Raw genomic sequence first — 25,122 nt, 5'->3', positions numbered from 1 at the left:
TCCGGTAAATGCTGGGAAAATTGGTATGGCTTGTCAAATGATTAATGCAAAAAGAGTTCAACGAACAGGATGTTAATGACACTATATGGATTATCGTCTAAAGTGATTTTCAGTTATTTTGACTCACCATAGCTTTTCTCATCAAAAATCTTTCATAAACAGAATTTTTTCTACCCAAATATTGCTTTGCTTCCTTGTTACTATACTCTTGCAATAACATCTGATATGTGTTTGAGTAAGTATCATATTCGTAGACGTGGGCTTCAAAGCGCCCTGGAAATAAACGGCTCATCAGCTTATTTTGAAGTAGTTTACTGTCAACTCCTTGTGGTTTATAGAATGACAGACACATAAAAAAAGCAAGGCAATAGTAAAAATTGAAATTTGCTAATTTTAGTTGAGCCATCGCTTTGGATACAAGGTGTAAAAAAATTATTGCCCCCATAATTCCAATAGGCAATATGCCTCTTGTTTGAAAATCATTTGCAAAACCAATTTTGTAAAGAAGCAAGGGAATTACGGCAATGTAAACACAAACAAGCAAGGAGCCGGAAAAACGATTTGAGTATTTAAAAAGCAGAAAGCTCAGAGCAGCAAGAACTACTATTTCAAAAATAATTCCTGCAGAAAATTGTTCGATTATGGTTGCCAAGCTATAAAATTCCCACATAAATCCTTTCACCGGAAGACCGTCAGATGATGTTAAGTAAAGACCAACGGGAATAAAGATGATTCCGGGAAGGATGATATGATTTAAGATATTGGCAGTTGAAAATCTTGAGTACCTGGAGGTAATTGCAATTAGAAAAGCTATGAGACCGAAAATTACCGCGGGAAATACTGCCCAGATGAAACAGAGAATTACTGGAAAAAAACTTTTCAGAGGAGATTTTTCATAAGATGTACTGTATAGAATAAGTCCGGCAACGATCAATGAAGGAATAATTTGATTTACAACCCATAATGACTGATTAAAAAGCCCCCACATCCATTCGAAATAGTATGTGTCTGGAAATACTGGTATCAGCCATGCAAGAAATTTGGGTATGATGAATGTAATAGTCCATACAAATGGGAATACGAGCATCAAAAATTTATTCTTTTCAATAATCATATACACCCAAAAAGTACCAAGGGCCATTCCTGTCCAGGACCATATAAAAATTACTGCAACCGAGAAAGTACCCAGCATTTTAGATATTAAAGCGGGAAAAAGGTAATATCCAAAGTAGTAGCAGGCGTACTGATTTACTTCATTAAAAATGATTGGCCAAGTGCTTTTGAAAAGATCATAATGCTTGGTGTTATGTCCTACAAAATCAAGTGTTTGAGAAAAAAATCCTCCAACTCCCATAACAGATGTCCAGATAAAACTGTAACAAAGAATAAAAATGATGTCGCCTGTTCTTGTGGTAAGAGGGCTGGCTTCTTCATTATCAAATAAAGTATGTTTAACTAAAAGTGCATAGCAAACGGTCATTACCAAAGCCACCTCCCACCGAAACCAGGCCCAGCTAAAAATCAGATTTGGAATGGACAGATAAATTATACTACAAGTTCTTAATCTTATAAAATTCATTTTTGGAGGTCAGGTTCCATTTAGAAAATCATTCATTGACAGGTCGCCCATTTTTTATTTAATACTATATTGAGCAACTTACTCCACTTTAATCTTGCTACCGCCGGAGTAACTTCTGTATTCACCTTCATACATGGCGTCGGCAGCAGCCGGGCCGACTGTAAATGTACCTTTGAAAACAATCCGGACCTGATAATAAAACGTTTTTGGCTGGCTTTCAGCAGTTGTAAAAAAGTGAATGCGATCGTCGCGGATGTCATAATATTCTGGCACAGCTGCATTTTTTATCCACGGCATGTCACGTGGCTCCGTTATGCGCGGATTTTCAATTTCAAAGCCGGCTGGAAGCAAATCCGTTACAACTACGTTTTCGATTGGCAAACCGTTAATGCTTGACAGGGTTAACTTGACAACAACAAGATCATTTTGCCGGAATGTCTGTGCCGCACTTCCGTCATGCGTCAGAAATTCCCGGCGTATGCTTAATCCCTGATCTTCTTCCACATAAGAGCCCGCAGCCGACATCCCTTCCGATTGTGAAAACCAGTACACACTACCGTTTCCATGTGTTGTAACCGCCAGTTTTTTATTGTTAATGCCTTTTGCAAGCTTGATCTCTTTCCCGCTGAACGTGGATAAGGCTTTTCCATTGGCGGAAATAGTTGCTGTTACAGTTGAAGCGGAAGTACTTTTGGCTGTTTTTCCCAAAGCAAGCACTGCGAAAGCTGCTTCCTGCGTATTGATATAAGCTGTTGACTGGATTGCTTTTGAAAGTTGCCTTGCCAGTACCGGAATCTGCAGATTGTCAGGATCGCTTTCCAGTAAAGTATTTAAAACCAGAGAAATATTCCTTAAAGGAGAAGAATAGCTGTCATCAGAAACTTGCGAACTGCTTTCCGCTGCATATTTTTTTGGCAGCAGGGAAGCAAAGCTTCTCGCATCGCCGGAAAGCTGGAATGCGCCGGCAAGCAGATATTTTGAATCAATGGTGAGTAACTGAGGATTTTGCTTGTAATAATTCATGGACGCTCGATTGGGATGACCGGTTAATGCCAGTACATAAAGCGAGTAAATGGCCTCGCGGCGTACAACCGTTTTCCTGATCTGCGAACCCGGTGAAGGCTCGCTGCCATAAGCCAGATCATTTTTGGTACTGGCAAGCACAATTTCCCTGTTCGCCGTTGTTCCGGTTTGTGCTGTCAAATAATCCAAGGCGCGGCTCATTGTTTTGGCATTGGTTTCGAAACCTGCTTTACGTGCTTCTTCCAGAAAATGGACTGCATACGCGGTTGTCCACCAATCTTCCTGTGTTGCGCTGGGCCACATGCCCATACCGCCGTTGAACAATTGCTGGGACTCTGTTTTGCGGATAGCCTGCTGCACATTGGTCATCGGATTGAAATCGCTTTCACCACTTTTGACCATATAAACCGGTGCTGCCATGGCTTTGGCCAGATCAGAAAAGTAGATTTGCGGAAATGCTTTCGAGATCGTTTGTTCCAGACAACCGTACGGATAGCCAAGCAATGTGGAAAGTGCTTTTCCGCCGCCTTGTACCAAAGGCGAGCGGCTGAACACAACCTGACTTCGGCTTGTTGCCGGAATGAAAGAAGAGGTTAGATCGATCAAACCTTGTTTTCCGCCGGCAATGGTGCCGGAATTGCTGGTTTTTAAAAGCGGAGACGCTGGTCGTATCGTTAATTGTGTCTGATTTACAAAGGTTTCTCCAAATGCATTTACTTTGATCGTCACATTTCCGGTACCTATGGCCAGCAATGCTTTCACCGAAAATACCGAACGCATTTCTTTGCCCGCAGGAATCACGATCTTTTGTGTTGAAGATGCTTTTTCAGAAGTTAACGGCCCGTTTAATTGCAATGTAATAGTTGCCGGGGCTGCTTTTTGTTCTGTATTGCTGATATTGACAGGCAGCGTTAATTCATCACCGGGACTCAGAAAACGCGGTAATCCCGTACTGATCACAATCGGGTCGGCTACTTTCATGTTTTTTGCTGCCGATCCGAAAGCCTGGTCTTTATAGGCAACGGCCGTTATGCGCAAGTCACCGCTGAACTGCGGAATGTCCACATCAAAAGTCGCTTCTCCATTTCCGTTTGCTTTCAGAATGCCGCTCCAGAAAGAAACGAGTTCCGTACGTCCGTTGCTTAACGGATTTATTCTCCGTTCCAGATCATAGCCGTCACCGCCAAAGCTGGACGTTCCGGTTATTGTCAGTTCGGGAAACAGTTGCGCATACAAATCATGGCTGGTGACTTCGAGTGCGCGTTTGCTGTAAAAATGCCCGTAAATGTCCGGTGTCTTTGAGTTCTTGATCTGAAGAATTCCTTCATCCACAACAGCCAGTGTAACTTCCGCACCAGGCTGCGTTTTTATTTTGATATGCTGTCTGGTTTTGGATCGTGATTTTTCGACAGATGTTATGTCAACTTTCAGCTTGCGGTCGGGATCTTCCACAAGAACCGGCGTAAATCCATGCGCGACAGTAAGCGGCAAATCCGAAGAATCAAAAGGCCGGATCAAGGTCGCTGTCACGTAAACATTTGGCAAATGAGCTTCTTTCAGATTGATTTTCAGCTCGGCAGCCTTTTTTTCAGTAGTAAGAATATGCTGTTCCAAAACACTGTTCCGTTCGACGGTAACGAGCAGCCTTCCATCAAATGGCGTTTTGAACAAAATAGTGGCACTTTCTCCGATTTTATACTGATCCTTATCGGTTTTCATGATTACTCTTCCTTCATTACTTACTTCAAAAGACGAATACTGCGTGTAGCCGTAGCCATACGCATAGAAATTGGCCAGTGTGTAATGTTCTGCTCCAGGCCGTCTTACGCGGATTTCGTATTCACCGGAAACTGTCGGAACGTATTGAAAAAGGGTTTTTCCATTAGCAAGATTCAATGCATTGGAATAAACTGTTTTTTCACTTTTTTTGGAAGTATACTGAAGCTGGTCATATTTTTTTTCAACAACAGTCTGGTATTCCAGACGCACAACTTCCACTTTTGCGGAAGCTCCTTTTTGTAACGACCCGTTGTTATTTACACCGATAACCTCAATCGGCACGGGTGCATTGATGCCGACATACGAATCCGGCAGTTTTATTCCGTAAAATACAGGCTGTGTAAAAACTTCAAACCGGTGCAAACGATTAACCGGCCGGCCATTTTCATCAAACACAGTTACGAAAATCTTGCCTTCCAGCAAGCCTTTGTCTTTAAGCTCGGGTGAAACTTCAAATTTTTCTGTTGCTTGTCCCTGTTCATTGGTAATACCTTGCCTTCTTTCTGATGCCAATATGGTTTCAACGGGAATGTTGAAAGTATATTCCGGAAAGTCAGGCGCAGCAAAAGCTTTACTGTCCAGCAACGACTGCATTTCATAAGTACGTCCGGTTGCGGGCGGGCCGAAGAGGTTTACAGCAGTTGCGGTCAGTGCGATAGTTGTGCCGGAAGTATACTTTTTTAAAGCGCCGCTCAGATCTACTTTGATCCGGTCGGGCATAAATTCTTCCACGCTTACCGATTGGGAAGTCAGCAAAACGTCATTGGCATTATACACTTCCAGTACGTAAGTGCCGGTGAGTACGGCTGCGTCCGTTTTTACTTCGGTTTCCACGGCACCCTGCTCGTTTGTACTCTTTCGCCAGGTTCGGTATTCACGTCCGTTCGGCGTCAGCATGCGCAGTTTCAAAGGAATATTTCCTGCATTCTGCCAGCCTTGCATTCTCAGCACGGTGTTGAAATGCATGGTTTCGCCGGGTCTGTAAATATCCCGCTGACCATAAACAAAAGCCTGAAAACCGGAAGCGTTATCGCGCCGTCCTTCTACTTCAAAGCGTGACGTTTCAACTTTGGTGTCATTCAGAATGAGGTAATTAAAGTCTTCCTTGTTTTCTGCAGTAATCATTGCAACTTTAAAACCCGGCGCTTTCTCGCTCAGTTTGTCAACATGCGCAATGCCTTCTGCGTCCGTAGTGACGGTCTGAATATTCTGATTATTTGAGCTGACCAATGTAATTTCAAGATCCGAAAGCGGTTCGTTGGTTTTGATGGAATTGGCAAATACCCAAATTTCATCTTTGCCCTGTTTTGCAATGAGTCCGATATCCGAAATAGAAACCAGTTTGGTAGCTCCTCTGAACCGGTCTTCGCTGGAATTGACCGAAACCACATAGATTCCGTGCCGCTGATTGTCATCGGGCAGTGCAATGTTCAATGCAGAAATCCCTTTGTTTTTAGGCAGGTTTTCAGTTTCGACTAACTTATCCACAAGTACATCGCTGAAATCGCCGTTCATATCCTCACTGAAATTGAAAGTTCCGGACGGAAGCCATTCTTCGTCAACATAGTCATAATTGTTCCAACGGTTATTCCGGATGTAGGCAAGAATATTATTGGCGTACAACTTGGATATATGCACCTGTACCTTCGGGATGTTGACAATCTGAACGCCAATGTTTTTGGAACCTTTGGGCGTCAGATAAAGTGCTTTTTTATTTACAAATGAAATTCCCGGAGGCATTTTGCCAAAGAATAAATCCCGCGAAGTTTCTTCTTCCAGAGCCGGGCCAAGAATTCCTTTCAGTGCTTTATTGACGATCAATGCATACGTATCGGTTTCATTAAAATCACCGCTGATCGTAAAACCATTTTCAACGGGTTCCGCCTTGGCAGTAACGGCTGGATTTATACTGAAGCCTTTTTCAATACTTTCACGGTTCAGTTCCTGTGTTGTAATGATGCGGACAAATGGCGTATTGTTTTCAAAACCGGTCTTGATATCCGTGATTTCCAGATGCAGCGGGGATGGCAAACTGGCATTATGCACAAGAATTTCTTGGGTTAAATACGTTGTATTTTGTGCTTTCAGCCCCTTTTCAATTGTTAACTTGATCGGTGCGGGATTGTTGTCGGCTTTGCCAGTGTTGGCCAGTGCAAGCGTCACAATATGATCGTTTGTGGAAGTCAGTATTCTGTAATCCAGTGGTTTGCCGGAAAGTGAAACCTTTAATTTCTGCGCTACATCCTGCGCATTGACCGGATAATTGAAAATCAGTTTCAGCCTTGCTTCCTGCCTTCCGCTTTCCGGTGAAATAGTCCACCAGCTTTCGGTTTCGGTTAATTGAAGGTAAGGGGTGTGAAAATCAACGGGTTCTTTGGAAATGCCTAACTTTTTATCCGGACCGGTTTTGGAAATCAGAAATTCGGTCAGTTTTGCTTTGTATGCAGTGGCTGCGCCGAATCCTGTTACCGGAGAAAAAACCAGCTCATTCGGAGCAGTCCATTTGAATTTTCCGCGTACGGCCGGTTCAAAGGCAATATACTGCGTGGAATCCCAGTCATTCAGCTCGTTTTTGGAAACAAGATCTTTGTTGAATGTGAAAATCAGGTTCTGCGACTGACTGATTTCATTAGTGAAATTCGTACCGGAAACACGCACTTCGTTCACCGGGGAACAGCCGCCAAACAGCAGTGAAACAACGACGAAAATGCAAAAGGCAACTGAATAATTTTTCATAAATAGGAGAGCGTGCGACTGTACGCGGAAATCATTTGTTTGGAACATGCGCGATAAATCCAATGCAATAAAAAAGGATGAATTTCTGAAAATCCATCCTTCGAAATTAATCTTTATAAATCAACCCGGTCAAATTGTATACGTAAAATGAGCAATCGGCAATTGTGACTATTTTTACGGTCGGATTAAAATGCCTGCATCACTTCTTCAACGGGTTTGGTGCCTTCAAAGAAAGAAAGCAGACGCATCAAAATTGCCTCTACAACAGCATCCGGGCAGGAAGCGCCGCAAGTAAGCATGATGCGCGCCGGCGTAGTTTCCGGAAGATAATGTTTCGTTACAACTTCTTCTTTTTTGAAAAGATCAAAATGCCTTATTAACTCATTGTCAAGCAATTTATTAACCGATTCAATAAAGTAAGTCGGGAATTTCTGTTCGCAAAGTTCCACCAGATGCGATGTGTTTGAGCTGTTGTAGCCGCCTGCTACAATCACAAGATCCGCCTGATGGGTCAGCAGGGCATAAGTAGCGTCCTGATTATCATTGGTAGCATAGCAAAGCGTATCGCGGGTATTCGCAAACCGTTCTTCCACCTGTTCCGGTTTGAGTGCGTAATGTTTGATCATCACATTTTTAAGGTAATCCGCAATGCCTTGTGTATCAGAAGCCAGCATAGTCGTTTGATTGACAACGCCAATGCGCTGCAAATCCTTTTTCGGATCAAAACCTTCCGAGAACTGGCCTTGAAAATCTGTTGCAAAGCCGGAAAGTGGAACTTCGCCCGTCATGTATTTTGCAAGCTGTACGGCCTGTTTCAGGTCTTTGATCACAATCGTCGGGGCATTTTCCTTGCTGTGCGAGAAAGTAGCCCTTGTTTCTTCATGATTGGGCTTGCCGTGAACAATAATCGTATAATCCTTTTCCCCGATCTGCGCAGCGCGGTTCCATACTTTTTCCACAAAAGGACAGGTTGTATCGTAAACATACGAATTGATCCCGAGCTCGGCGAGCTTCTTCTGGTTTTCCACCGTGGTGCCAAATGCCGGCACAATGACGATATCTTCAGGCGTCAGTTCTTCCCATGGAATAAGCTGGTTTCCTTTGGTGTCCATCATAAAACGTACGCCGCGGTCGGTAAGATCACGGTTTACGTCCGGATTATGGATCATTTCACTCAGCAGGAAAATACGTCTGTCCGGATTTTCATTAATGGCCTTATAGGCAATATCAATGGCGTTTTCAACACCATAGCAAAATCCGAAATGACGTGCGATCAGGAATTGAACCGGGCCGAAATCCAGCAATGTAGGAGCATAATCACGTTTCAGTTTATCGTTTTTACGACGGAATTCCTTAATCGGGGTTATAATCCGGCTCCGGTAAAAATCAGGAATATTAAACGTTTTCATTGACTAAATTGATAGATTGCAGGTAACAGATCAGGATATTTCATTACCAATATTCAAAAATTACATTCACCTTTTCAAGAACAACAGCTTATTAAACTTTGTTCAGCCGCAACATATTGCAAAAATATCTTTTCAATCCGTGCAACATGTAAATAAAAAGATTGTCTTTATCCGGAACGTTCAAATTAAACCTTCTGCTTGAAAACACAATTGTACCCCGACCGGCATGTCGAACTGGTAGAGCGTTGTAAACTCGGCGAGCGTAAGGCTCAGTACGAACTTTACAAATGTTACTCTAAGGCCATGTTCAACATTTGCATGCGGATCTTGAACCATATGGGTGAAGCAGAAGACGCTTTGCAGGAGGCGTTTGTGGATGCATTCACAAACCTTCATCAGTTCAGGCACCAGTCCACAATCGGTGCATGGCTGAAGCAGATCGTCGTGAACAAGGCAATCAACCATATGAGAAGCAGAAAAGTGAAGTGGGTGGAAATTGATGAACATCAGGAGGCCATTGAAGCATACAGCAGTTTGGAGGAAAGTACCGGGCTTTCCGAAAATGAATTGTCGCTGGAAGTGGAACGGGTCCGCAACATGATGCAGAAACTTCCCGACGGTTACAGGGTGGTGCTGAGCCTTTATCTGTTCGAAGGTTATGACCATGAAGAAATCGGGGAAGTGCTCGGGATCAGTGAAACAACGTCGCGAACCCAGTATATGCGGGCTAAAAGAAAATTGACCGAAATGCTGGTCCGGTAATTATTGCCGTTTCAAAGTAATGCCGGGCCTGAGTTTTTACTTAAAAAATGAATGATTTGAGACAATTATTTACACTTGACAAGTTAATGAATCTATGAAAAGTTCTTCTGATAAAAAGGATCGATTGGAGCGGTTTGTGCGAGATAACAGGGATGGATTTGATACTTTCTTACCGCAGGATTCTTTATGGGGCCAGATTGAAAGCAAACTTCACAACGAAATTCCGGTAGTATCCGAGAAATCCAGAAAAAAAATCCGGCGGTTAAACAATCCGTATTTCGACTGGCGCATTGCGGCCGGCGTGTTCCTTGCGCTTGGAGTCGGTTTTCTGGTATATCTGAATAATGAATACGGCATTACACGTGACCCGCGTGTAGCGTTGAAAGTTCCTACTTATGCACGCGAATTCAATCAGTATAACAATGCAATAGAGCAGAAAAGAGAAGAGATTATCAAACTGGCGCGTAACAATCCCGAGATTTACAAGGATTTCTCTGCAGATCTGGAAAGTCTGGAAGTGAGTTACCGGAATCTGCGTTCCAGCTTGTCCACTGCGCCGAACCAGGAAGCATTGCTGGAAGCTATGGTCCGGAACTTACAATTACAGGTTGATTTGCTCAACCAACAACTTCATATTCTGCAACGCATTAACAAAGTAAAAGATGACAACGATAAAGAAAATAAAAATACACCTGTTATTTAACCTGATTGCCTTGCTGCCAATGCTGGCGTATGCCGTGCATCCTGATCCGGAACAGAATACGCTCGTTGAAAAAAGAAGGAATGTCGTAAAGGTTTTTGATGTAAAGACCGACGATATGCTGGTTGTTGACAACCAGTTCGGGCAAGTCAAGATCAATTTGTGGAGCAAGGAAGAAATCAAGGTTGAAATTGTCATTACCGCCAATGCAGCTACGGACGGAAGGGCTTCGGAATACCTCAGTGCTGTAAATATTGATGAAAAAAGGACAAAAAACCAGATTATGCTGACAACGGATATTGACAGAAGACAGTTTGGCAACAATGGCTGGAACAATAAAAAAGGCGAGAAGAACTTTATAAAAATCGACTATACCGTTTATATGCCCAAGGAGAATGCTTTGGTCGTCCGCAACAAGTTTGGAGATACGGACATTCCGTCTTTTCATGCGCCGTTAACCATTGATTCAAAGTATGGCAATTTTGTCGCAAACCTTCTTGAAAATGCTGAAAACACGATTGATGTGCGTTACGGAAGTGCAAAAATCGGGAAAATGGATGGCGGAAAACTGGAGTTTCAGTATTCGGATCTCAAACTGGATCATGCAAAAAAGTTATTTCTCAGCAACAAATTCGGAGAACTGAACATTGGCGACGTTATCAACCTGAATGCGGATATCGATTATTCCGGAGCGAAAATCGGCTCCATCCGCGGATCGGGAAAAATCAAGCTGAATTACTCAGGAAATTTCAGGATCGACGAACTGACCAATTCTGCGGAAAACGTGGATATTCAGGCTTCCTATTCTTCGGTAGTTCTGCCTGCAGAAGCCAATCAGTTTAATGTAACGGTTACTTACGGGAATTTCAGTTATCCTTCCAGCAACGTCAATTTTTCAATGCAGCCGGCAAAAGGGGAAACCGCTTCGTATAAAGTAAGGCAATATCAGGGAAAAGTAGGAGCGGGTTCCGGTACAAAAATTACTGTAAACTCCCGTTTCGGCGACGTAAAGCTGAAAGATTAATGAAACTAACGGTTTATTCTTCCAAAAGGATATTATACCTGAAATCCAGCGGATCAAATGCCCTGAAAAGTTTCTGAATAAATTCGGGATCGTTGATGTAAAAATTCAGAAAGTTATCGTAGCGTTCCTGGGCACTTCTGCCCGGGAACAGCTTGTTTTTAAGGTTCAGCAACTGGCTGATATTCGATTCTTGATTGTGTTCCTCGGCTTTGATGATCCGTTTTTCCAGCTTTTGCAGCGAGTTACAAAGTCGTGTATGTTCGGCTTCCACCGCGCCTTTCATCGTCGGGTCCACCTGAACGGCCTGCGCTACAATTTCATCCATTATTTTTCTGAAAGCATCTTTCTGAAATTGCAGGCTCAGCTTGTTCGTCGTATTCTGAAGAACGTAATTTCTGCGCAGTGAAAATTCATCCTTGAAAAGTTCTTCCCAGTCTACTTTGAGTTTCTTTGCTTTTTTTACCTGCTCGTTCGTTACATACATCGCAAAGTTCCTCGGAATCAGCATGGGATAAGGAACGTTGTGATAATCAAAAATCCCTTTCAGCGACATCCAGTAAGGCAGTTCTGACGGCCCGCCGATATACGCCAGATTGGGTAAAATGATTTCTTCGTACAACGGTCTGAGAATCACATTCGGGCTGAACATTTCGGGACTTTTTTCAGCAAGATCCAGAATTTCCTCTTCTGTAAAAGTCAGTTCCGTGTTCAGGACTTTGTAAATGCCGTCTTCTTTGACAATGCGTTCCCTCAGATTGGTATCCAGATAAAAAAGGTTTATTTCCCTGACGTGCAGCCCCGGATCATAACCCAGTTTTTCAAGCTTTGCAGCGGTTTCCGTAAAGATTTTTTCAGAAGAGGATTGCGTAAGTTCGTCTTTGATAACCCGAAGAAAATGCCTTTTCAAGTCCGTATGATCGGCATCAACGGAAATCAGTCCGTATTGTCCGAACAACTCGTGCATGTAACATCGGGCTGCATCAGCAAGTGTACTGTTTTCAAGGTATGCTTTTGCAAATAAAAGCGGCTTTGAAGGAAGCTGTTTGATAATGCTTTCCAGTTCGCGCGGATCAAGCCTGCCAACGGCACCTTTATGCTCGCCGGCCCATTTGTGTGTTTGCCCGAAAAGATGAAATGAAGCAATTTCTTCAAAGTCGTGGTCTTCGGACGCCATCCAGTAAACCGGGACAAAATTGTATTCCGGATATGCTTTTTTCAGCGCTTGCGCCAGATTGATTGTCGTTACGATTTTGTAAACAACATAAAGCGGCCCGGTAAAAATATTCAGTTGATGCCCGGTCGTAACGGTAAAGGTATTTTCATCCAGCAGAGCAGAAAAATCCGGCAAATCGGGAAGTCCTTTGTATTGCCTTGTCAGTACGTCAACAAGCGTTTTGCGTTTTTCCGGATCAAAATCTTTTTTGCGTAAGATGGCTTCCTTCGCATTTTCCAGCGTGGGATAGATACTGTAAAATTCTTTCAGTTCCGTTTTTCCGTCCAGATAATCCAGAAGGAAAGCAGGGAATTGTCCAGTTCTGCGCAGATCTAGCGATTGCAGACTCATGAAAGCGGATTTTTCAGTAGCGGGTATAGAAGCCAACGTAGTTAATTTTGCGATATTGAGATCAAAAGAACCTTTTAAACGTAACGAGAAAGTTCCTGATTTTGGTTTCCCAAAATTGCGTAATTTGAGGTAGAATAAAAAACCTTTCAGGCGTATTAAAAAAGCCGCATCTGAGGCAGATTCGGCTTTCCTGATAATCGGTATTGATTTCCTGTACAGTTAATAATGACATCGAGTGCCTTTTTGTTTCAGAAAGCGTAGTCATTTTTTGCAATCAGCTTATCTGCAATACGGCGGCGTGCATCTTTCAGGTTTACAGGCTCCGTTTTTGTAAACCGTTTCAGTCCCATCAGCATTACGCGGAGTTCGTCGCCTTCTGCAAAACTTGTAATGGCCGATCTTCCGGCGTTATTTATTTTTTCAACGGCTTTGTTGAGGTAAACGACCGCCATATCCTTCTGAAGTGCATTGGCATCGGCGCCCAGAAGCCCGATCCGTTTTTCCACCCGCAGCAACACCGATTCCGCAACGTATGTTTCTATGATCATATCGGCCAGATTCATGATAATCTCCTGCTCTTCCGAAAGCTTCATCATAAATTTCTGAACGGCAGCTCCGGCAATCATCAGAACGGCTTTTTTAAGACTCCGGATTACCTTCTTTTCTGCCGCAAACAGCGATTCATCTTCATCTGAACTGAAATCCGGAATGGACATGATTTCTTTTCCAACAGCCATTGCCGGGCCCATCAGATCCAGCTGGCCTTTCATGGTTCTTTTCAGGAGCATATCCACAACCAGTAACCGGTTGATTTCATTAGTTCCTTCAAAGATACGGTTGATCCGGCTGTCGCGGTAAGCGCGGTCCATAGGCGCATCCGCTGAAAAGCCCATTCCGCCGTAAATCTGAACGCCTTCGTCCACAACATAATCCAGTACTTCGGAGCCGTGTACTTTCATAATGGCGCATTCTATGGCCAGTTCTTCCAGCGCTTTGAGCTTGGATTCTGAATCCGGCATTCCTTTTTCCTGAAATGCGGTAATCAGGTCATCAATATTTTGTCCGACGCGGTACGATGCCGATTCTGTTGCAAACATGCCGACTGCCATTTCCGCGAGCTTGTATTTGATGGCGCCAAAACCGGAAATGGCCGTTCCGAATTGTTTGCGTTCATTTGCGTACTGAATGGCTTGTCTTGTGACCATTTTTGCGCCTCCGAGTGCAGCTGCTGCCAGTTTGATCCTGCCGATATTTAAGATGTTAACCGCAATTTTGAAGCCGTTTCCTCTTTCCGAAAGCATGTTCTCGGCCGGAACCAGACAGTCATTGAAAAAAATCTGGCGTGTGTCAGAACCTTTGATGCCCATTTTATGCTCGGGCTCATTCATTGTAATGCCGTTTGAAGACTTTTCAATGATGAAGGCCGTCAGGTTTTTATCAATCTGGCCATTTTCTTCTATTTTGGCAAAAACAATAAAAATATCTGCAAAACCGCCGTTTGTAATCCACATTTTCTGCCCGGTTATCGCATAGTGTTTTCCGTCTTCAGTAAGCCGGGCTTTTGTTTTTCCAGAATTGGCGTCCGATCCGGAGTCGGGTTCTGTCAGACAGTAAGCTGCTTTCCATTCGCCTGTTGCGAGTTTGGGCAGGTATTTTGACTTTTGTTCTTCATTTCCATAATAAAGGATCGGCAAGGTGCCGATTCCGGTATGTGCGGACAGTGCAACGGAAAACGAATTTCCTGCGCCGGTTGCTTCCGCCACCAGCATGGAAGTATTGAAATTCATCCCGAAACCGCCATATTCTTCCGGAACTGCTGTTCCGAGCAATCCCAGTTCGCCGGCTTTATCCATCAGGCCCGATATCAGATCAGGACTTTTTGCATTGTCAATTTCATCCAGCCGCGGCCAGATTTCTCTGCTCAGAAAATCTTTGCAGGTATCTGCAATCATACGCTGCTCTTCGGTAAATTCCTCAGGAATAAAAATCTGTGAGGCGGAAGTTTCTTTAATCAAAAATTCACCGCCTTTAATAGACGTTTTTTTATCTTCTGCAACAGCCATATTTTTTATTGATCAGGTTTGAATTAAAAGGTATGCGTGCATACTATTATCGTGATTACAAATATAAATTTTATTCATTATGCAAGCATAACAACAGCGAAATAAATTCCAGGAACAAGTCTGATATACAGCCTATTTTTTGAAGACCTTGAACTGTTTGAGCAGCATTCCGTTACTTTCAACATGGATAAAATAAATGCCGGCCGAAAGGCTCGCTGCGGACAGATCAATGCTGGCGAGATTGTCGGAAACAGAAATGAAATTTTCAGGAATGGTTATGCTGTTTCCTGAAGCGTTGATGAGGACAAAATTCAGTTCTTCCTGCAATTGTTGCTCCGGCAGCTTGATATTGAATATATTTTCGACCGGATTCGGATAAAACCGCCATGCTTCCAGATCTTTCGTAATATTGACCGAGTCGCCATAGGAAATGCTGAACTGTACGGAATTCGTTACAACGGCAGAATCTGCCTTGAATGCTGTGACATTCAGAGTATAACGGCCAATGTAAGGCGCAAAGCCGGAACCGTTTTCGTAAAGTGCATACGGGAATTTGGAAGTAGTCGATTGTCGGCGATAAGGACCGTTCAGGTTGAAAGTTACATGGTCATATTCAAAATTACCGTACGCATAAATGTTCAGCAGCGAAGGCATTTCACTATATGGAAGCACGTCGTCTGCATTTAATTTTTGTATAACCTGCTGCTCTACTTTACTGCCGCCTCTCACGAGTTCAAAACGAAGTTCGGGAATTTCTATAATCAGGATAAACGGAATCTCGACATAAGCGCCGGCATTGTCATACGCCCGAACGATCAGGCGGTATTCTCCTTCTTCGGTTGGCGTTCCCGAAAGCACATTCAGCGAAAAGTCCAGCCACGACGGTCTGTTCTGAATTGTTATGGATGAAATATAGCCGTCAGGATCACCAAAGATATTGACCGGCAGAATGTAGTTGAACGGCATATTCACCTGTGCATATTTGACCGGAAGCGTATTGCTTGCAAACGGAGGTGCATTCAGGAACTGCGGTTCAACGACCCGGATCGTAAAGTACGTTTCTACAAAAGCATTCTGATTGTCATACGCTTTCAGGATAATACGGTATTCACCCAGTTTTGCAGGCATGCCGCTCAGCGCCGTGCCGTTGAATTTTACCCACTCGGGAAGTTCGCTGGCTTCTATTTTCGTTATTTGTCCGTCACTGTCTTTAAAGGCGCCTTTTGGAATAACAAGGTTAAATGGAGTATTTACCGCAACAAGCTGATTGGAGAAATTGCTGTCTACAGTCGGCGGATGATTGGCGTTTTCACTTGCATCCACCCGAATGGTAAAAAACGCTTCCGCAGAACCGCCTTCATCATCAATTCCCTTTACAGTGATGCGAAAATCACCCAAAACAGTAGGTTTGCCTCTCAGCTGTCCGCTTTCATACCGCAGCCAGCCCGGCAATGCGGTTACTTCTGTTCGCACAATAGTTCCGTCCACATCCGAGAAAGTGTCTGTCGGCAGTTTGTATGTAAATTCCTTGTTTACCGCAATGATCTGCATCGGAACCGGCCTGAAAACATAGGGAGCATAATTGGATGCATCTTTCCAGTAATCGGGCGAAAGCAGGTCTTCATCCAGACGGATCAATACCGGTTTCGGATTGGCAGGATCTGCGTAGGCCCTTCTTGCCCATTCACTGTAAATCACATTGGTTGCACCTGATTTTTCAACTGCTGCAGACAGGCGGTATCCAACCGAATCCGTATAAATAATCGGAGGTATGGGTTTGCCAAGCCAGTTAGACGATGCCTGCCTGAGAAAGTTCTCAGACCTCGCCAGCTGATCCGGCGTTGAAATGACAGCAGCTACGATATTGGCGCCGTGCTCAAAATTTTCATTAATCTGTTTCAGATGTATGTTGCTGTCAAAGAATGAGCTGACAAACAATTCATTGGCTGTAATGAAATTAGGCCGGGAAGTGCTTTTGATGATATCCACGGACCATCTGTGATCATAAACGGCCAAAGCATCATTCACCTTGATTCCGTCCGATTTTTCGTTAAGGCTGCGGAAACCCAAAGTTCCTCTGGAAACAGAAGCCGCGTCAAAAACAGAGCCATAATCGGAAACAAACTTGATAGTCGGATCAATGGATTTTACGGCAGCAATCATCTGTTCCGTATAGTTTTTGAATACCAGATGCCTGTAAATATACCAGTCTTTGCCGTAACGCTGCTTGAAAGAACTGGCTGGTTCCCATGGAGTGGAAGGGGCGGGAGCATTATCAAAGGATTTGTATGCAGTTCCCCAGAGAAAGTTGAGGCGCTCTATTTTCTTGTAATTACTTTTAAGCCATGCCTGAAAGCCTTTTACCATGGATGTGGAGTAATCGTAAACGGCCGGAATTTCTTTTCCGTCGGTGATCAGCACGCTAGGATATTCTCCTTCCTGCGTCGGTGTATTGGTTACAGACACAAATAAAAGGCTGTTGCTGGTCTGAAGATGTTTGTAATGCGCTACAACTTCCCTGACGAATCCGATGCCTTTGTTAATAATGGGCTGGTTATCAAATCCGACAAAAGTATCTCCGTAACCGCCCTGCAAAGGTTTGCCCTGCTGACTGATCTGGCTGTCGGACACTTCCCAGTATCCCTTGATCCGTGAGTTGTGGCGTGCAATGTTGATCCGCAATGCCACTTTCATGCCAAGGTCCGTAGCAATTTTAATCTGCTCGTCGTATTTCGCCCAGTTCGGCGCGTCAGCGGGAGATTTGTCATAAACTTTGTCCCATGGAATATTGATGTAAACCGCATTGAGGCCATATTGCCGGGAAGTGCGTATCAGATCAGGTTCCGGACCGCGGTTACTGGCCTCGGTAAGGTTCAGAAGCATCAGGGCAAGATAGCGCTGCGGATCAGCTTCGGTTGTTGACTGACTGATTTGGGCGTAAGCCGTTTTTACAGAAAGAATCCAGCAAAAAAAGCAAAACAGGATCCGGGCCGGCAAACGGGAAGTATGCATCAGTTTGTCCATGCTAGTAATTTTTATCTATGAGTTCGATCCAGTTTTTATACCCGTTTTCCACGTTGAACCGGCTGGCCACTTCAATACTTTTGGTACTGTCTGTAGTTGTCTGCCCGTTCATGACCGAGCGCATTGCATTCACAAGCTGTTTTACGCTGATATCTTCGGTTACAATTCCCATTCCTTCCTGAACGAACTCGGATGCGCCGCCGGAAGGAAAAGAAACGATCGGTTTGCCGAGCAATGCAGCTTCAATCATGACAAGCGGAAACGGGTCTTGTCTCGAAGTGAGCAGAAATCCGTTTGCCATATTCAGATAGTTGTAATAATCTTCCTTTTGTTCTCCGGCAAAGTGGATTCTGGTTGCGGCACTGGAATGCTTGCTGCGCTGTTCGGTATAATAAACAAGACCGTCGTCCAGCTTTTTCCCGACCCATACCAGATGAACGCCGGATTCATTCAATTCTTGCGCTATATCCGGCAGCAGATCGAATCCTTTCCGCTCGGAAGTGATGCCGGACAGTACCCATACAAAATCACCTTGCGGAATTCCTAGCTTTTGTTTCAGTTCACCGGCACGCTGATCGTCTTTTTTTACTTTGTTAGGGTCTATAAAAGAATAAAGCAGGCTTACATTTTTACCACCGGAATCCTGCAATGCTTTGCAGGTTGCCTGCGAGCATCCGATGAGCAAATCCGAATCATCGATAATACTTTTGAATTCCGGTTTTTTCAGGTAAGCATACGTTAATGGCAGTTCATGAAAGTGCGTAACCATTTTTATAGAAAATTCTCTGGCTATGGCTACGGCTTCGGGAATCATGGTCGTATTGATATACCAGAAGTCAGCCTTGAACGATTTGGCCAGTTTTCTGAGAAATTCCAGCGTCGGGTTGACGCCGAGCTGAAACGAGATCTTCTGGAACAGGTTAAAATTTTTCGGAACGATGTAAACGGGAATATCTTCAGGAAATTCTTTCAGCAATTCGCCATCTGCAAAACTGACGATGCCTGCGTCAAAGCGGGTGCGGTCCAGTTTTTCAAGAATGTAAAGCAGCATCATTTCAGATCCTGTCCTTGTGGCATATGGGGTAAAAAAGAGAATTTTTTTCTTGGTACTATTCATTTAGCGGAAGTTAACAAGTCTATATTCTCATTTGGGCCGATCCTGAAAAGTTCATTTTTCAGGCGTACTGTTTTTATGAAATATTTTAAAAGTACGTGTATTTTCCTTACATAGATGTGCTGCGTGCGGAGTTCGGAAAACGGGTTTCCGTTCTGTTTGATGTTCATGATCATTTTCCAGATATAAATAACGGGGATCATCAGTATATAATTTGCAATGAGCAGCAGGTACTGAAACAGGCCGTATTGCTTTCGTACCCATAAGAAATTGGAAACTTGCATTTGCGTGCTGAAACGGTTGATCCAGGAAATATTGGTGCGTCGGAAAGGGTTTTTGTTTTCCAGATGAATGAAGGTACAGTTCTTGAAATAACAGAGTTTGCCCCATTTTCCCAGCCTTGCAGACCATTCCACATCTTCGCCGTACATAAAAAAATGACTGCTGAAACCGCCTGTTTTTTCAAACCCTTCTTTCCTTAGAAATATAAATGCGCCAACAAGCCAGTCGTGCTGTTCGGGATCAGCGTACTGTGGCTCGGGGTACATTTTGTTCAGGATTCTTGTAAACAGCGCACTTGGCGGAAGAATAAAAAAGGTCTTTCTGAATTCATTGAAACTTTTGTAAAAAGGCATCGGCGTGCCGTCTGCATAATACTGAAGTGCGCCGCAGGCAATAACGTCATGTCTTTTGTTCATCCGCACAAAACACCGGCCAATCACATTATCCGTAACAAGCGTATCTGCGTTCAGCAGTAAAAAATACGTTCCGTTTGCCTCCGACATTCCTCTGTTATTGGCTCTGCCGAAGCCGGCATTGTATTCCATGTCGATCCAGTGAATATCCGGATATGCTTTCCGGACCATTGCGCCGTTTCCGTTTTCAGGATCATTATCAACCACAATTATTTCAAAACTTACGCCGGATGTAAACCTGTAAATGGAATCCAGGCAGTTCAGAATGAGCTCCGGCGTTCTGTAATTGATAATAATAATGGATACATCCATGAAAAATCCGAGATGATTAACGGGCAAAAATAAAGAATCTCCCGGGAAGAATGATTTATCTTCCCGGGAGACCCTCAAATATGTATGTTCTGTTTATCCTCCGGCTTAATTCAGCCTTTCATAAATTCCTGCCACACCCTGTCCGCCGCCGACACATGCCGTCACCATGCCGTACTTCTGGTTTCTGCGCTTCATTTCATTAAAAAGCTGTACGGAAAGCCTTGCTCCGGTTGATCCCAATGCATGGCCCAAGGCGATGGCGCCGCCATTTGGATTCACAATTTCCGGATTTATGTCCAGCTTCTGAATAACCGCCAGCGACTGTGCGGCAAATGCTTCATTCAGCTCAATCTGTTCTATATCGTTCAGTTTCAGTCCGGCTTGTTTCAGGGCAATCGGAATGGCGGCAACCGGACCGATTCCCATTACTCTCGGGTCCACTCCCGCAGTTGCATAAGACAGCATTCTTGCTATGGGTTTCAGATTAAGTTCATTAACCATGCTTTCCGACATCACCATCACGAATGCAGCACCGTCGGAAGTCTGAGAAGAGTTTCCTGCCGTAACCGTCCCACCGGCAGCAAAAACCGGTCTCAGTTTGTTCAAAGCATCAAGCGTTGTATCCGCTCTCGGGCCTTCGTCCTGCGTTACTACGATTTCCTTTGTCTTTTTCTTGCCGCTTGCAGCGTCAAAATAGGTTTCTTTAACTGTCACCGGCACAATGCCGTCTGCAAACCAGCCTTCTTTTTGGGCACGCAATGCTTTTTGATGCGACTGAAATGAAAATTCATCCTGTTTTTCCCTGCTGATATCAAAGTCCTTTGCAACCTGTTCGGCAGTCAGTCCCATGCTGAGATAATAATCGGGATTACTATGTGCGATTTCATAGTTGAGCGCTGTTTTCCAGCCCATAGTCGGTACCAGCGACATGGATTCTGTTCCGCCTGCAATAATGCAGTCAGCTATTCCGCAATGGATTTTGGCAGCAGCCATCGCAATGGCTTCCACGCCGGAGCCGCAATAGCGGTTAATTGTTATGCCGGATACATTTTTGGGCAATGCAAGCAAAGCCACATATCGTCCCATTTGCATGCCCTGTTCTGCTTCCGGAACGGCATTTCCTACAATGACATCATCAACTCTGGCCGGGTCAAGTGCGGGCAGTTTTTCCAGAAGATGCTTGATAACCGTTGCGCCAAGATCATCCGGGCGGGTAAACCGAAAGCCGCCTTTTGAAGCTTTTCCAACTGCACTGCGGTATCCGGCAACTATATATGCATTCATATTACAAGTTTTTGATCGGTTGTTGGATGCAGTTTTCCACACGGGTTAGTATGCCTGCATACCATTGTAAAAATAGCAATTATATATAAAACAACAAACCGCCGGAATTTGTTTTCCGGCGGTTCGGGACTGCCTTATTTATTTCATTAACAGAATATTTCAGGATGGAATATGGCTGTTTTGCAGTATTTTCGGGCGTTTTGCTACATCAGGCATGACGATCCAGAGGATAATGTAAAATAGGACAACCGGAAAATTGAGCGGAATAAAGATTGCGAGTACAAAAAGTATCCTGATGATCGTTACATCTGTTTGCAGGTACTCGGCAAGTCCGGCAGCAACCCCGCCAATCATTTTATGGTTGGTATCGCGAAATAATCTGTTGTTGTTCATGGCTATGGCTCTTTATTTTGTTTGATGATCCAAAGGTACTGTGTAATGCATAGTAGTCCTTCTGTTTTGGTATAAACGGTCATCCTGGATTAGTACGGGCGATATAATTGTATGAGTTTTGATGAAAAATGATTAGAGTTGTATGACGGATTATCAAAGAAGTTGCACAATACTATTGGCAATGAATTACCTTTGGGGCTGAATAGGATATTGTTGCTGACAATCTGACATTCAAATCGGTGCAGGATCAATATTTTCAATAAAATGTTAGGTTAAAACATATACTAGAATCATGTTTAAAATATTTTCCAAGCTATTTGGCACAAAGTCAGAACGGGATTTGAAAGAATTAACCCCGTATGTTGATAAAGTCAATGCCGAATATGCATTACTGGCTTCACTATCCAACGATGAACTCCGCGCTCAGTCCGAAGAACTGAAACAACATATTTCAGAAAAACTCAAATCCATTGACGATCAGATTGCTGTGTTGAAGCAACAGGCAAACGATGAGCCGAATGTTGATGCGAAAGAAGCTGTTTTCAAGCGAATTGACGCCCTGGAACTGGATCGCAACAAAGAACTGGAAAAAATACTGCTGGATATTCTGCCAAAGGCTTTTGCCATTGTAAAGGAAACTGCACGCCGCTTCAAGGAAAATGATAAACTGGAAGTTACAGCCAGCTACTTCGACCGTGAAGTTGCAGCAAGAAAATCTCATGTCATTATAGAAGGCGATAAAGCACACTGGAATACAACCTGGGATGTAATCGGGCAACCCATTAAATGGAACATGCTGCATTACGATGTGCAGCTGATCGGTGGCGTGGTTTTGCACCAGGGAAAAATTTCCGAGATGGCTACGGGTGAAGGTAAAACGCTGGTTGCAACACTTCCGGCGTTTCTGAATGCGCTGGCCGGACAGGGCGTTCACATCGTCACCGTCAACGATTATCTTGCAAAAAGAGATGCCGAATGGAATGCGCCGCTTTTTGAATTCCATGGCATGAGCGTGGACTGTATCGACCGTCATCAACCCAATACAACAGCCCGCAGAAATGCATACAAGGCGGATCTTACGTACGGAACCAATAACGAATTCGGTTTTGATTACCTGCGTGACAATATGTCACGTACGCCGGAAGAACTGGTGCAGCGCAAGCACCATTTTGCAATGGTCGATGAGGTTGACTCCGTTTTGATCGATGATGCGCGTACGCCATTGATTATCAGCGGCCCGGTTCCGCGTGGTGACGAGCAGGAATACTTGGAACTGAAACCGCGTGTATCAAGAATCGTGGAAGCTCAGAAAAAACTCGCAATGGATTTTCTGAACGATGCCAAGAAGAAAATTACAGCAGGCGACAAAAAAGAAGGCGGTCTTGCCTTGTTCCGCGCACACCGCGGTATGCCGAAATACAAGCCTTTGATTAAATATCTGAGTGAATCGGGTATCAAGGCAACCATGCAGGAGGCTGAATCCATTTATCTGGCGGAAAACCAGAAACTGATGCCTGTTGCGGATGCGCCTCTTTATTTTACGATTGATGAGCGTCACAACAGCATTGAACTGACTGAAAAAGGGATTGACTTCCTTACAGGCGAATCGGATGAAACCAATTTCTTTATTTTACCGGATATAGCCGTAGATCTGGATGCCATTGAAAAAGATTCTTCGCTGAATGAACAGGAAAGAATTATCAAAAAAGAAGCACTGATCCGTGATTATTCTGTAAAAACAGCGCGTATCCACACCGTAAACCAGCTTTTAAAGGCATTTACGCTTTTTGAAAAAGATGTGGAATACGTAATCATGGACGGAAAGGTTAAAATCGTTGATGAACAGACCGGTCGTATCATGGATGGCCGTCGCTATTCCGACGGTTTGCACCAGGCCATTGAAGCAAAAGAAAATGTAAGGGTTGAAGACGCTACACAAACGTATGCAACGATTACACTTCAGAACTATTTCCGGATGTATCACAAGCTGGCGGGTATGACCGGTACGGCGGAAACAGAAGCAGGCGAATTCTGGGAAATCTACAAACTGGACGTTGTTTCCATTCCTACTAACGTAACGGCTGTTCGTAAGGATCATGAAGACAAGGTTTACCGTTCGGTTCGGGAGAAATACAATGCAGTTACGGATGAAATCGTGGAGCTTGTGGAAGCAGGTCGTCCGGTTCTGGTGGGTACGACTTCGGTTGAAAACTCAGAAATTATCAGCCGGATGCTTACACTCCGCAAAATCCAGCATCAGGTGCTGAACGCCAAGCAGCATCAGCGCGAAGCGGAAGTGGTGGCAGAAGCAGGAAAGCCCGGAACCGTTACGATTGCAACGAACATGGCGGGCCGTGGTACGGATATAAAACTGACTCCGGAAGCAAAAAAATCAGGCGGTCTGGCCATTATCGGTACGGAGCGTCATGAAAGCCGGCGTGTGGACAGGCAGCTGCGCGGACGTTCCGGACGTCAGGGCGACCCGGGTTCATCGCAGTTCTTTGTTTCGCTGGAAGATAACCTCATGCGCCTTTTCGGTTCCGACCGGATGGCGAAAGTAATGGACCGGATGGGCCTTGAAGAAGGCGAAGTGATCCAGAGCGGCATGATCACCAAATCCATTGAAAGAGCGCAGAAGAAAGTGGAGGAAAATAACTTCGGCATGCGCAAGCGTCTCTTGGAATATGACGATGTCATGAATTACCAGCGCGATGCCATTTATACGCGTCGTCGTAACGCCTTGTTCGGTGATCGTCTGGCAGTGGATATTGCCAATACGTTGTATGACGTATGCGACGAAATTGTCACAAATGCCGGTACTTATACGGAACTGGAACTGGCCGTAATCACCACACTCGGAATGGAGCTTCCGTTTACAGAAACAGAATACGGGTCATTTAAGCCTGCTGACCGCTCTCAGAAGCTTTACGAAGCAGCTGAAAAGCATTATCAGGACAAAAACAATGCTATTTCACAAAAAGCATTGCCCGTACTGACATCCATTCTGGAAGACCGCGGTGCTACGATTTCAGAGATCATGATTCCTTTCAGTGATGGAATCCGTCAGGCAGGCGTTGTAGTCAACCTTAAAAAGGCAATTGCCAATGAAGGTCACGAAATCACGCACGAAATGGAAAAAGCCATTGTGCTTTCGCTGATCGATCAGGAATGGAAAGAGCATTTGCGTGAAATGGACGACCTTAAACAATCCGTGCAGAATGCCGTTTTTGAACAAAAAGACCCTTTGCTGATTTACAAGTTTGAATCCGTAGAACTTTTCAAGCGGTTTTTGAGCAAGGTTAACTTTGACATGATTTCATTCCTGATGAAGGCGGATATTCCTCAGGAAGAAGCTGTGCCGGCTACTGCAGTTCAACAAACAGTACGTCGTCCTGCACCGGTTCCTGCGCCGGCTTTGCATACAAACCGGGAAGAGGAATTTGATACCGAGCTGGACGGGCCGAACGAATATGCCCGCCAGATGGAATCGACAACCAAAGCGCAGCCTGTGCGTACGATTAAAGTAGCGGACAGAAATCAGAAAGTATCGGTTCAGTACCGCGACGGACGGATTTTACGCGATGTGAAATTTAAAAAAGTAGAGCAGGAAGTTAAAAACGGAGAATGCGTAGTAATTGAATAATCCGTAATTAACTTTGTC

The 25,122-nt window shown here is 44.2% G+C and carries 14 protein-coding genes; 4 read left to right on the top strand and 10 right to left on the bottom strand.

What is annotated here, in order from left to right:
• Window positions 1-109: 109 nt before the first annotated feature.
• From FEM55_RS20800 to FEM55_RS20790, 3 genes are all read right to left on the bottom strand, one after another.
• Window positions 110-1,579, bottom strand: a complete 1,470-nt coding sequence (locus FEM55_RS20800) for a hypothetical protein (protein WP_138283316.1) — start codon at window positions 1,577-1,579, stop codon at window positions 110-112.
• Window positions 1,580-1,657: 78 nt separating this feature from the next.
• Window positions 1,658-7,117 (bottom strand): alpha-2-macroglobulin family protein, encoded by a 5,460-nt coding sequence (locus FEM55_RS20795; protein WP_138283315.1) that lies wholly within the window; start codon window positions 7,115-7,117, stop codon window positions 1,658-1,660.
• A gap of 185 nt (window positions 7,118-7,302) precedes the next feature.
• Window positions 7,303-8,526 (bottom strand): 4-hydroxy-3-methylbut-2-enyl diphosphate reductase, encoded by a 1,224-nt coding sequence (locus FEM55_RS20790; protein ID WP_138283314.1) that lies wholly within the window; start codon window positions 8,524-8,526, stop codon window positions 7,303-7,305.
• A 198-nt stretch (window positions 8,527-8,724) separates the two neighbouring features.
• Between FEM55_RS20790 and FEM55_RS20785 the strand changes: the two genes are divergently transcribed.
• The 3 genes from FEM55_RS20785 to FEM55_RS20775 all read left to right on the top strand — a co-directional run bounded on the left by FEM55_RS20785 (window position 8,725) and on the right by FEM55_RS20775 (window position 11,012).
• The gene (locus tag FEM55_RS20785) at window positions 8,725-9,288 is read left to right on the top strand and encodes an RNA polymerase sigma factor (RefSeq protein WP_138283313.1); all 564 of its coding nucleotides are present in this window, start codon (window positions 8,725-8,727) and stop codon (window positions 9,286-9,288) included.
• 94 nt (window positions 9,289-9,382) lie between these two features.
• Window positions 9,383-9,991, top strand: coding sequence for a hypothetical protein (locus FEM55_RS20780; protein WP_138283312.1), 609 nt, complete (start codon window positions 9,383-9,385; stop codon window positions 9,989-9,991).
• On the top strand, window positions 9,951-11,012 hold the full coding sequence (locus FEM55_RS20775) for a hypothetical protein (protein ID WP_229209360.1): 1,062 nt from the start codon (window positions 9,951-9,953) through the stop codon (window positions 11,010-11,012). Before FEM55_RS20780 ends, FEM55_RS20775 begins: the two co-directional genes overlap by 41 nt.
• A gap of 13 nt (window positions 11,013-11,025) precedes the next feature.
• Here the strand turns inward: FEM55_RS20775 and bshC are convergent, their stop codons facing one another.
• The 7 genes from bshC to FEM55_RS20740 form a co-directional block, all read right to left on the bottom strand.
• A complete protein-coding gene (gene bshC / locus FEM55_RS20770; protein WP_138283311.1) occupies window positions 11,026-12,576 on the bottom strand; it encodes a bacillithiol biosynthesis cysteine-adding enzyme BshC in 1,551 nt (516 codons plus the stop codon).
• A 248-nt stretch (window positions 12,577-12,824) separates the two neighbouring features.
• The gene (locus FEM55_RS20765; protein WP_138283310.1) at window positions 12,825-14,639 is read right to left on the bottom strand and encodes an acyl-CoA dehydrogenase FadE; all 1,815 of its coding nucleotides are present in this window, start codon (window positions 14,637-14,639) and stop codon (window positions 12,825-12,827) included.
• Between the two features lie 132 nt (window positions 14,640-14,771).
• A complete protein-coding gene (locus FEM55_RS20760) occupies window positions 14,772-17,663 on the bottom strand; it encodes a putative Ig domain-containing protein (RefSeq protein ID WP_229209359.1) in 2,892 nt (963 codons plus the stop codon).
• A 1-nt stretch (window position 17,664) separates the two neighbouring features.
• Window positions 17,665-18,780, bottom strand: a complete 1,116-nt coding sequence (locus FEM55_RS20755) for a glycosyltransferase (protein WP_138283309.1) — start codon at window positions 18,778-18,780, stop codon at window positions 17,665-17,667.
• Window positions 18,777-19,784, bottom strand: a complete 1,008-nt coding sequence (locus tag FEM55_RS20750; protein ID WP_138283308.1) for a glycosyltransferase family 2 protein — start codon at window positions 19,782-19,784, stop codon at window positions 18,777-18,779. Before FEM55_RS20750 ends, FEM55_RS20755 begins: the two co-directional genes overlap by 4 nt.
• A gap of 105 nt (window positions 19,785-19,889) precedes the next feature.
• Entirely contained in the window at window positions 19,890-21,068 is a 1,179-nt protein-coding gene (locus FEM55_RS20745; protein WP_138283307.1) for an acetyl-CoA C-acyltransferase, read from the bottom strand.
• Between the two features lie 159 nt (window positions 21,069-21,227).
• Window positions 21,228-21,461, bottom strand: coding sequence for a PspC domain-containing protein (locus FEM55_RS20740; RefSeq protein ID WP_138283306.1), 234 nt, complete (start codon window positions 21,459-21,461; stop codon window positions 21,228-21,230).
• Between the two features lie 292 nt (window positions 21,462-21,753).
• Here FEM55_RS20740 and secA point away from each other — a divergent pair, with 292 nt between their 5' ends.
• Window positions 21,754-25,104, top strand: coding sequence for a preprotein translocase subunit SecA (secA, locus tag FEM55_RS20735; RefSeq protein ID WP_138283305.1), 3,351 nt, complete (start codon window positions 21,754-21,756; stop codon window positions 25,102-25,104).
• Window positions 25,105-25,122 lie beyond the last annotated feature (18 nt).

The sequence above is a fragment of the Dyadobacter sediminis genome (genome assembly GCF_005860765.1).
Taxonomy (GTDB): Bacteria; Bacteroidota; Bacteroidia; order Cytophagales; family Spirosomataceae; genus Dyadobacter; species Dyadobacter sediminis.
The sequence above is the reverse complement of the archived record's forward strand: the minus strand, read 5'-3'. Positions and strand labels throughout refer to the sequence as shown.

Coding starts and splice junctions, on each gene's coding strand:
- FEM55_RS20800 (WP_138283316.1), bottom strand. CDS start 1,579: ATGAATTTTATAAGATTAAGAACTTGTAGTATAATTTATCTGTCCATT.
- FEM55_RS20795 (WP_138283315.1), bottom strand. CDS start 7,117: ATGAAAAATTATTCAGTTGCCTTTTGCATTTTCGTCGTTGTTTCACTG.
- FEM55_RS20790 (WP_138283314.1), bottom strand. CDS start 8,526: ATGAAAACGTTTAATATTCCTGATTTTTACCGGAGCCGGATTATAACC.
- FEM55_RS20780 (WP_138283312.1), top strand. CDS start 9,383: ATGAAAAGTTCTTCTGATAAAAAGGATCGATTGGAGCGGTTTGTGCGA.
- FEM55_RS20775 (WP_229209360.1), top strand. CDS start 9,951: ATGACAACGATAAAGAAAATAAAAATACACCTGTTATTTAACCTGATT.
- bshC (WP_138283311.1), bottom strand. CDS start 12,576: ATGAGTCTGCAATCGCTAGATCTGCGCAGAACTGGACAATTCCCTGCT.
- FEM55_RS20765 (WP_138283310.1), bottom strand. CDS start 14,639: ATGGCTGTTGCAGAAGATAAAAAAACGTCTATTAAAGGCGGTGAATTT.
- FEM55_RS20760 (WP_229209359.1), bottom strand. CDS start 17,663: ATGGACAAACTGATGCATACTTCCCGTTTGCCGGCCCGGATCCTGTTT.
- FEM55_RS20755 (WP_138283309.1), bottom strand. CDS start 18,780: ATGAATAGTACCAAGAAAAAAATTCTCTTTTTTACCCCATATGCCACA.
- FEM55_RS20750 (WP_138283308.1), bottom strand. CDS start 19,784: ATGGATGTATCCATTATTATTATCAATTACAGAACGCCGGAGCTCATT.
- FEM55_RS20745 (WP_138283307.1), bottom strand. CDS start 21,068: ATGAATGCATATATAGTTGCCGGATACCGCAGTGCAGTTGGAAAAGCT.
- FEM55_RS20740 (WP_138283306.1), bottom strand. CDS start 21,461: ATGAACAACAACAGATTATTTCGCGATACCAACCATAAAATGATTGGC.
- secA (WP_138283305.1), top strand. CDS start 21,754: ATGTTTAAAATATTTTCCAAGCTATTTGGCACAAAGTCAGAACGGGAT.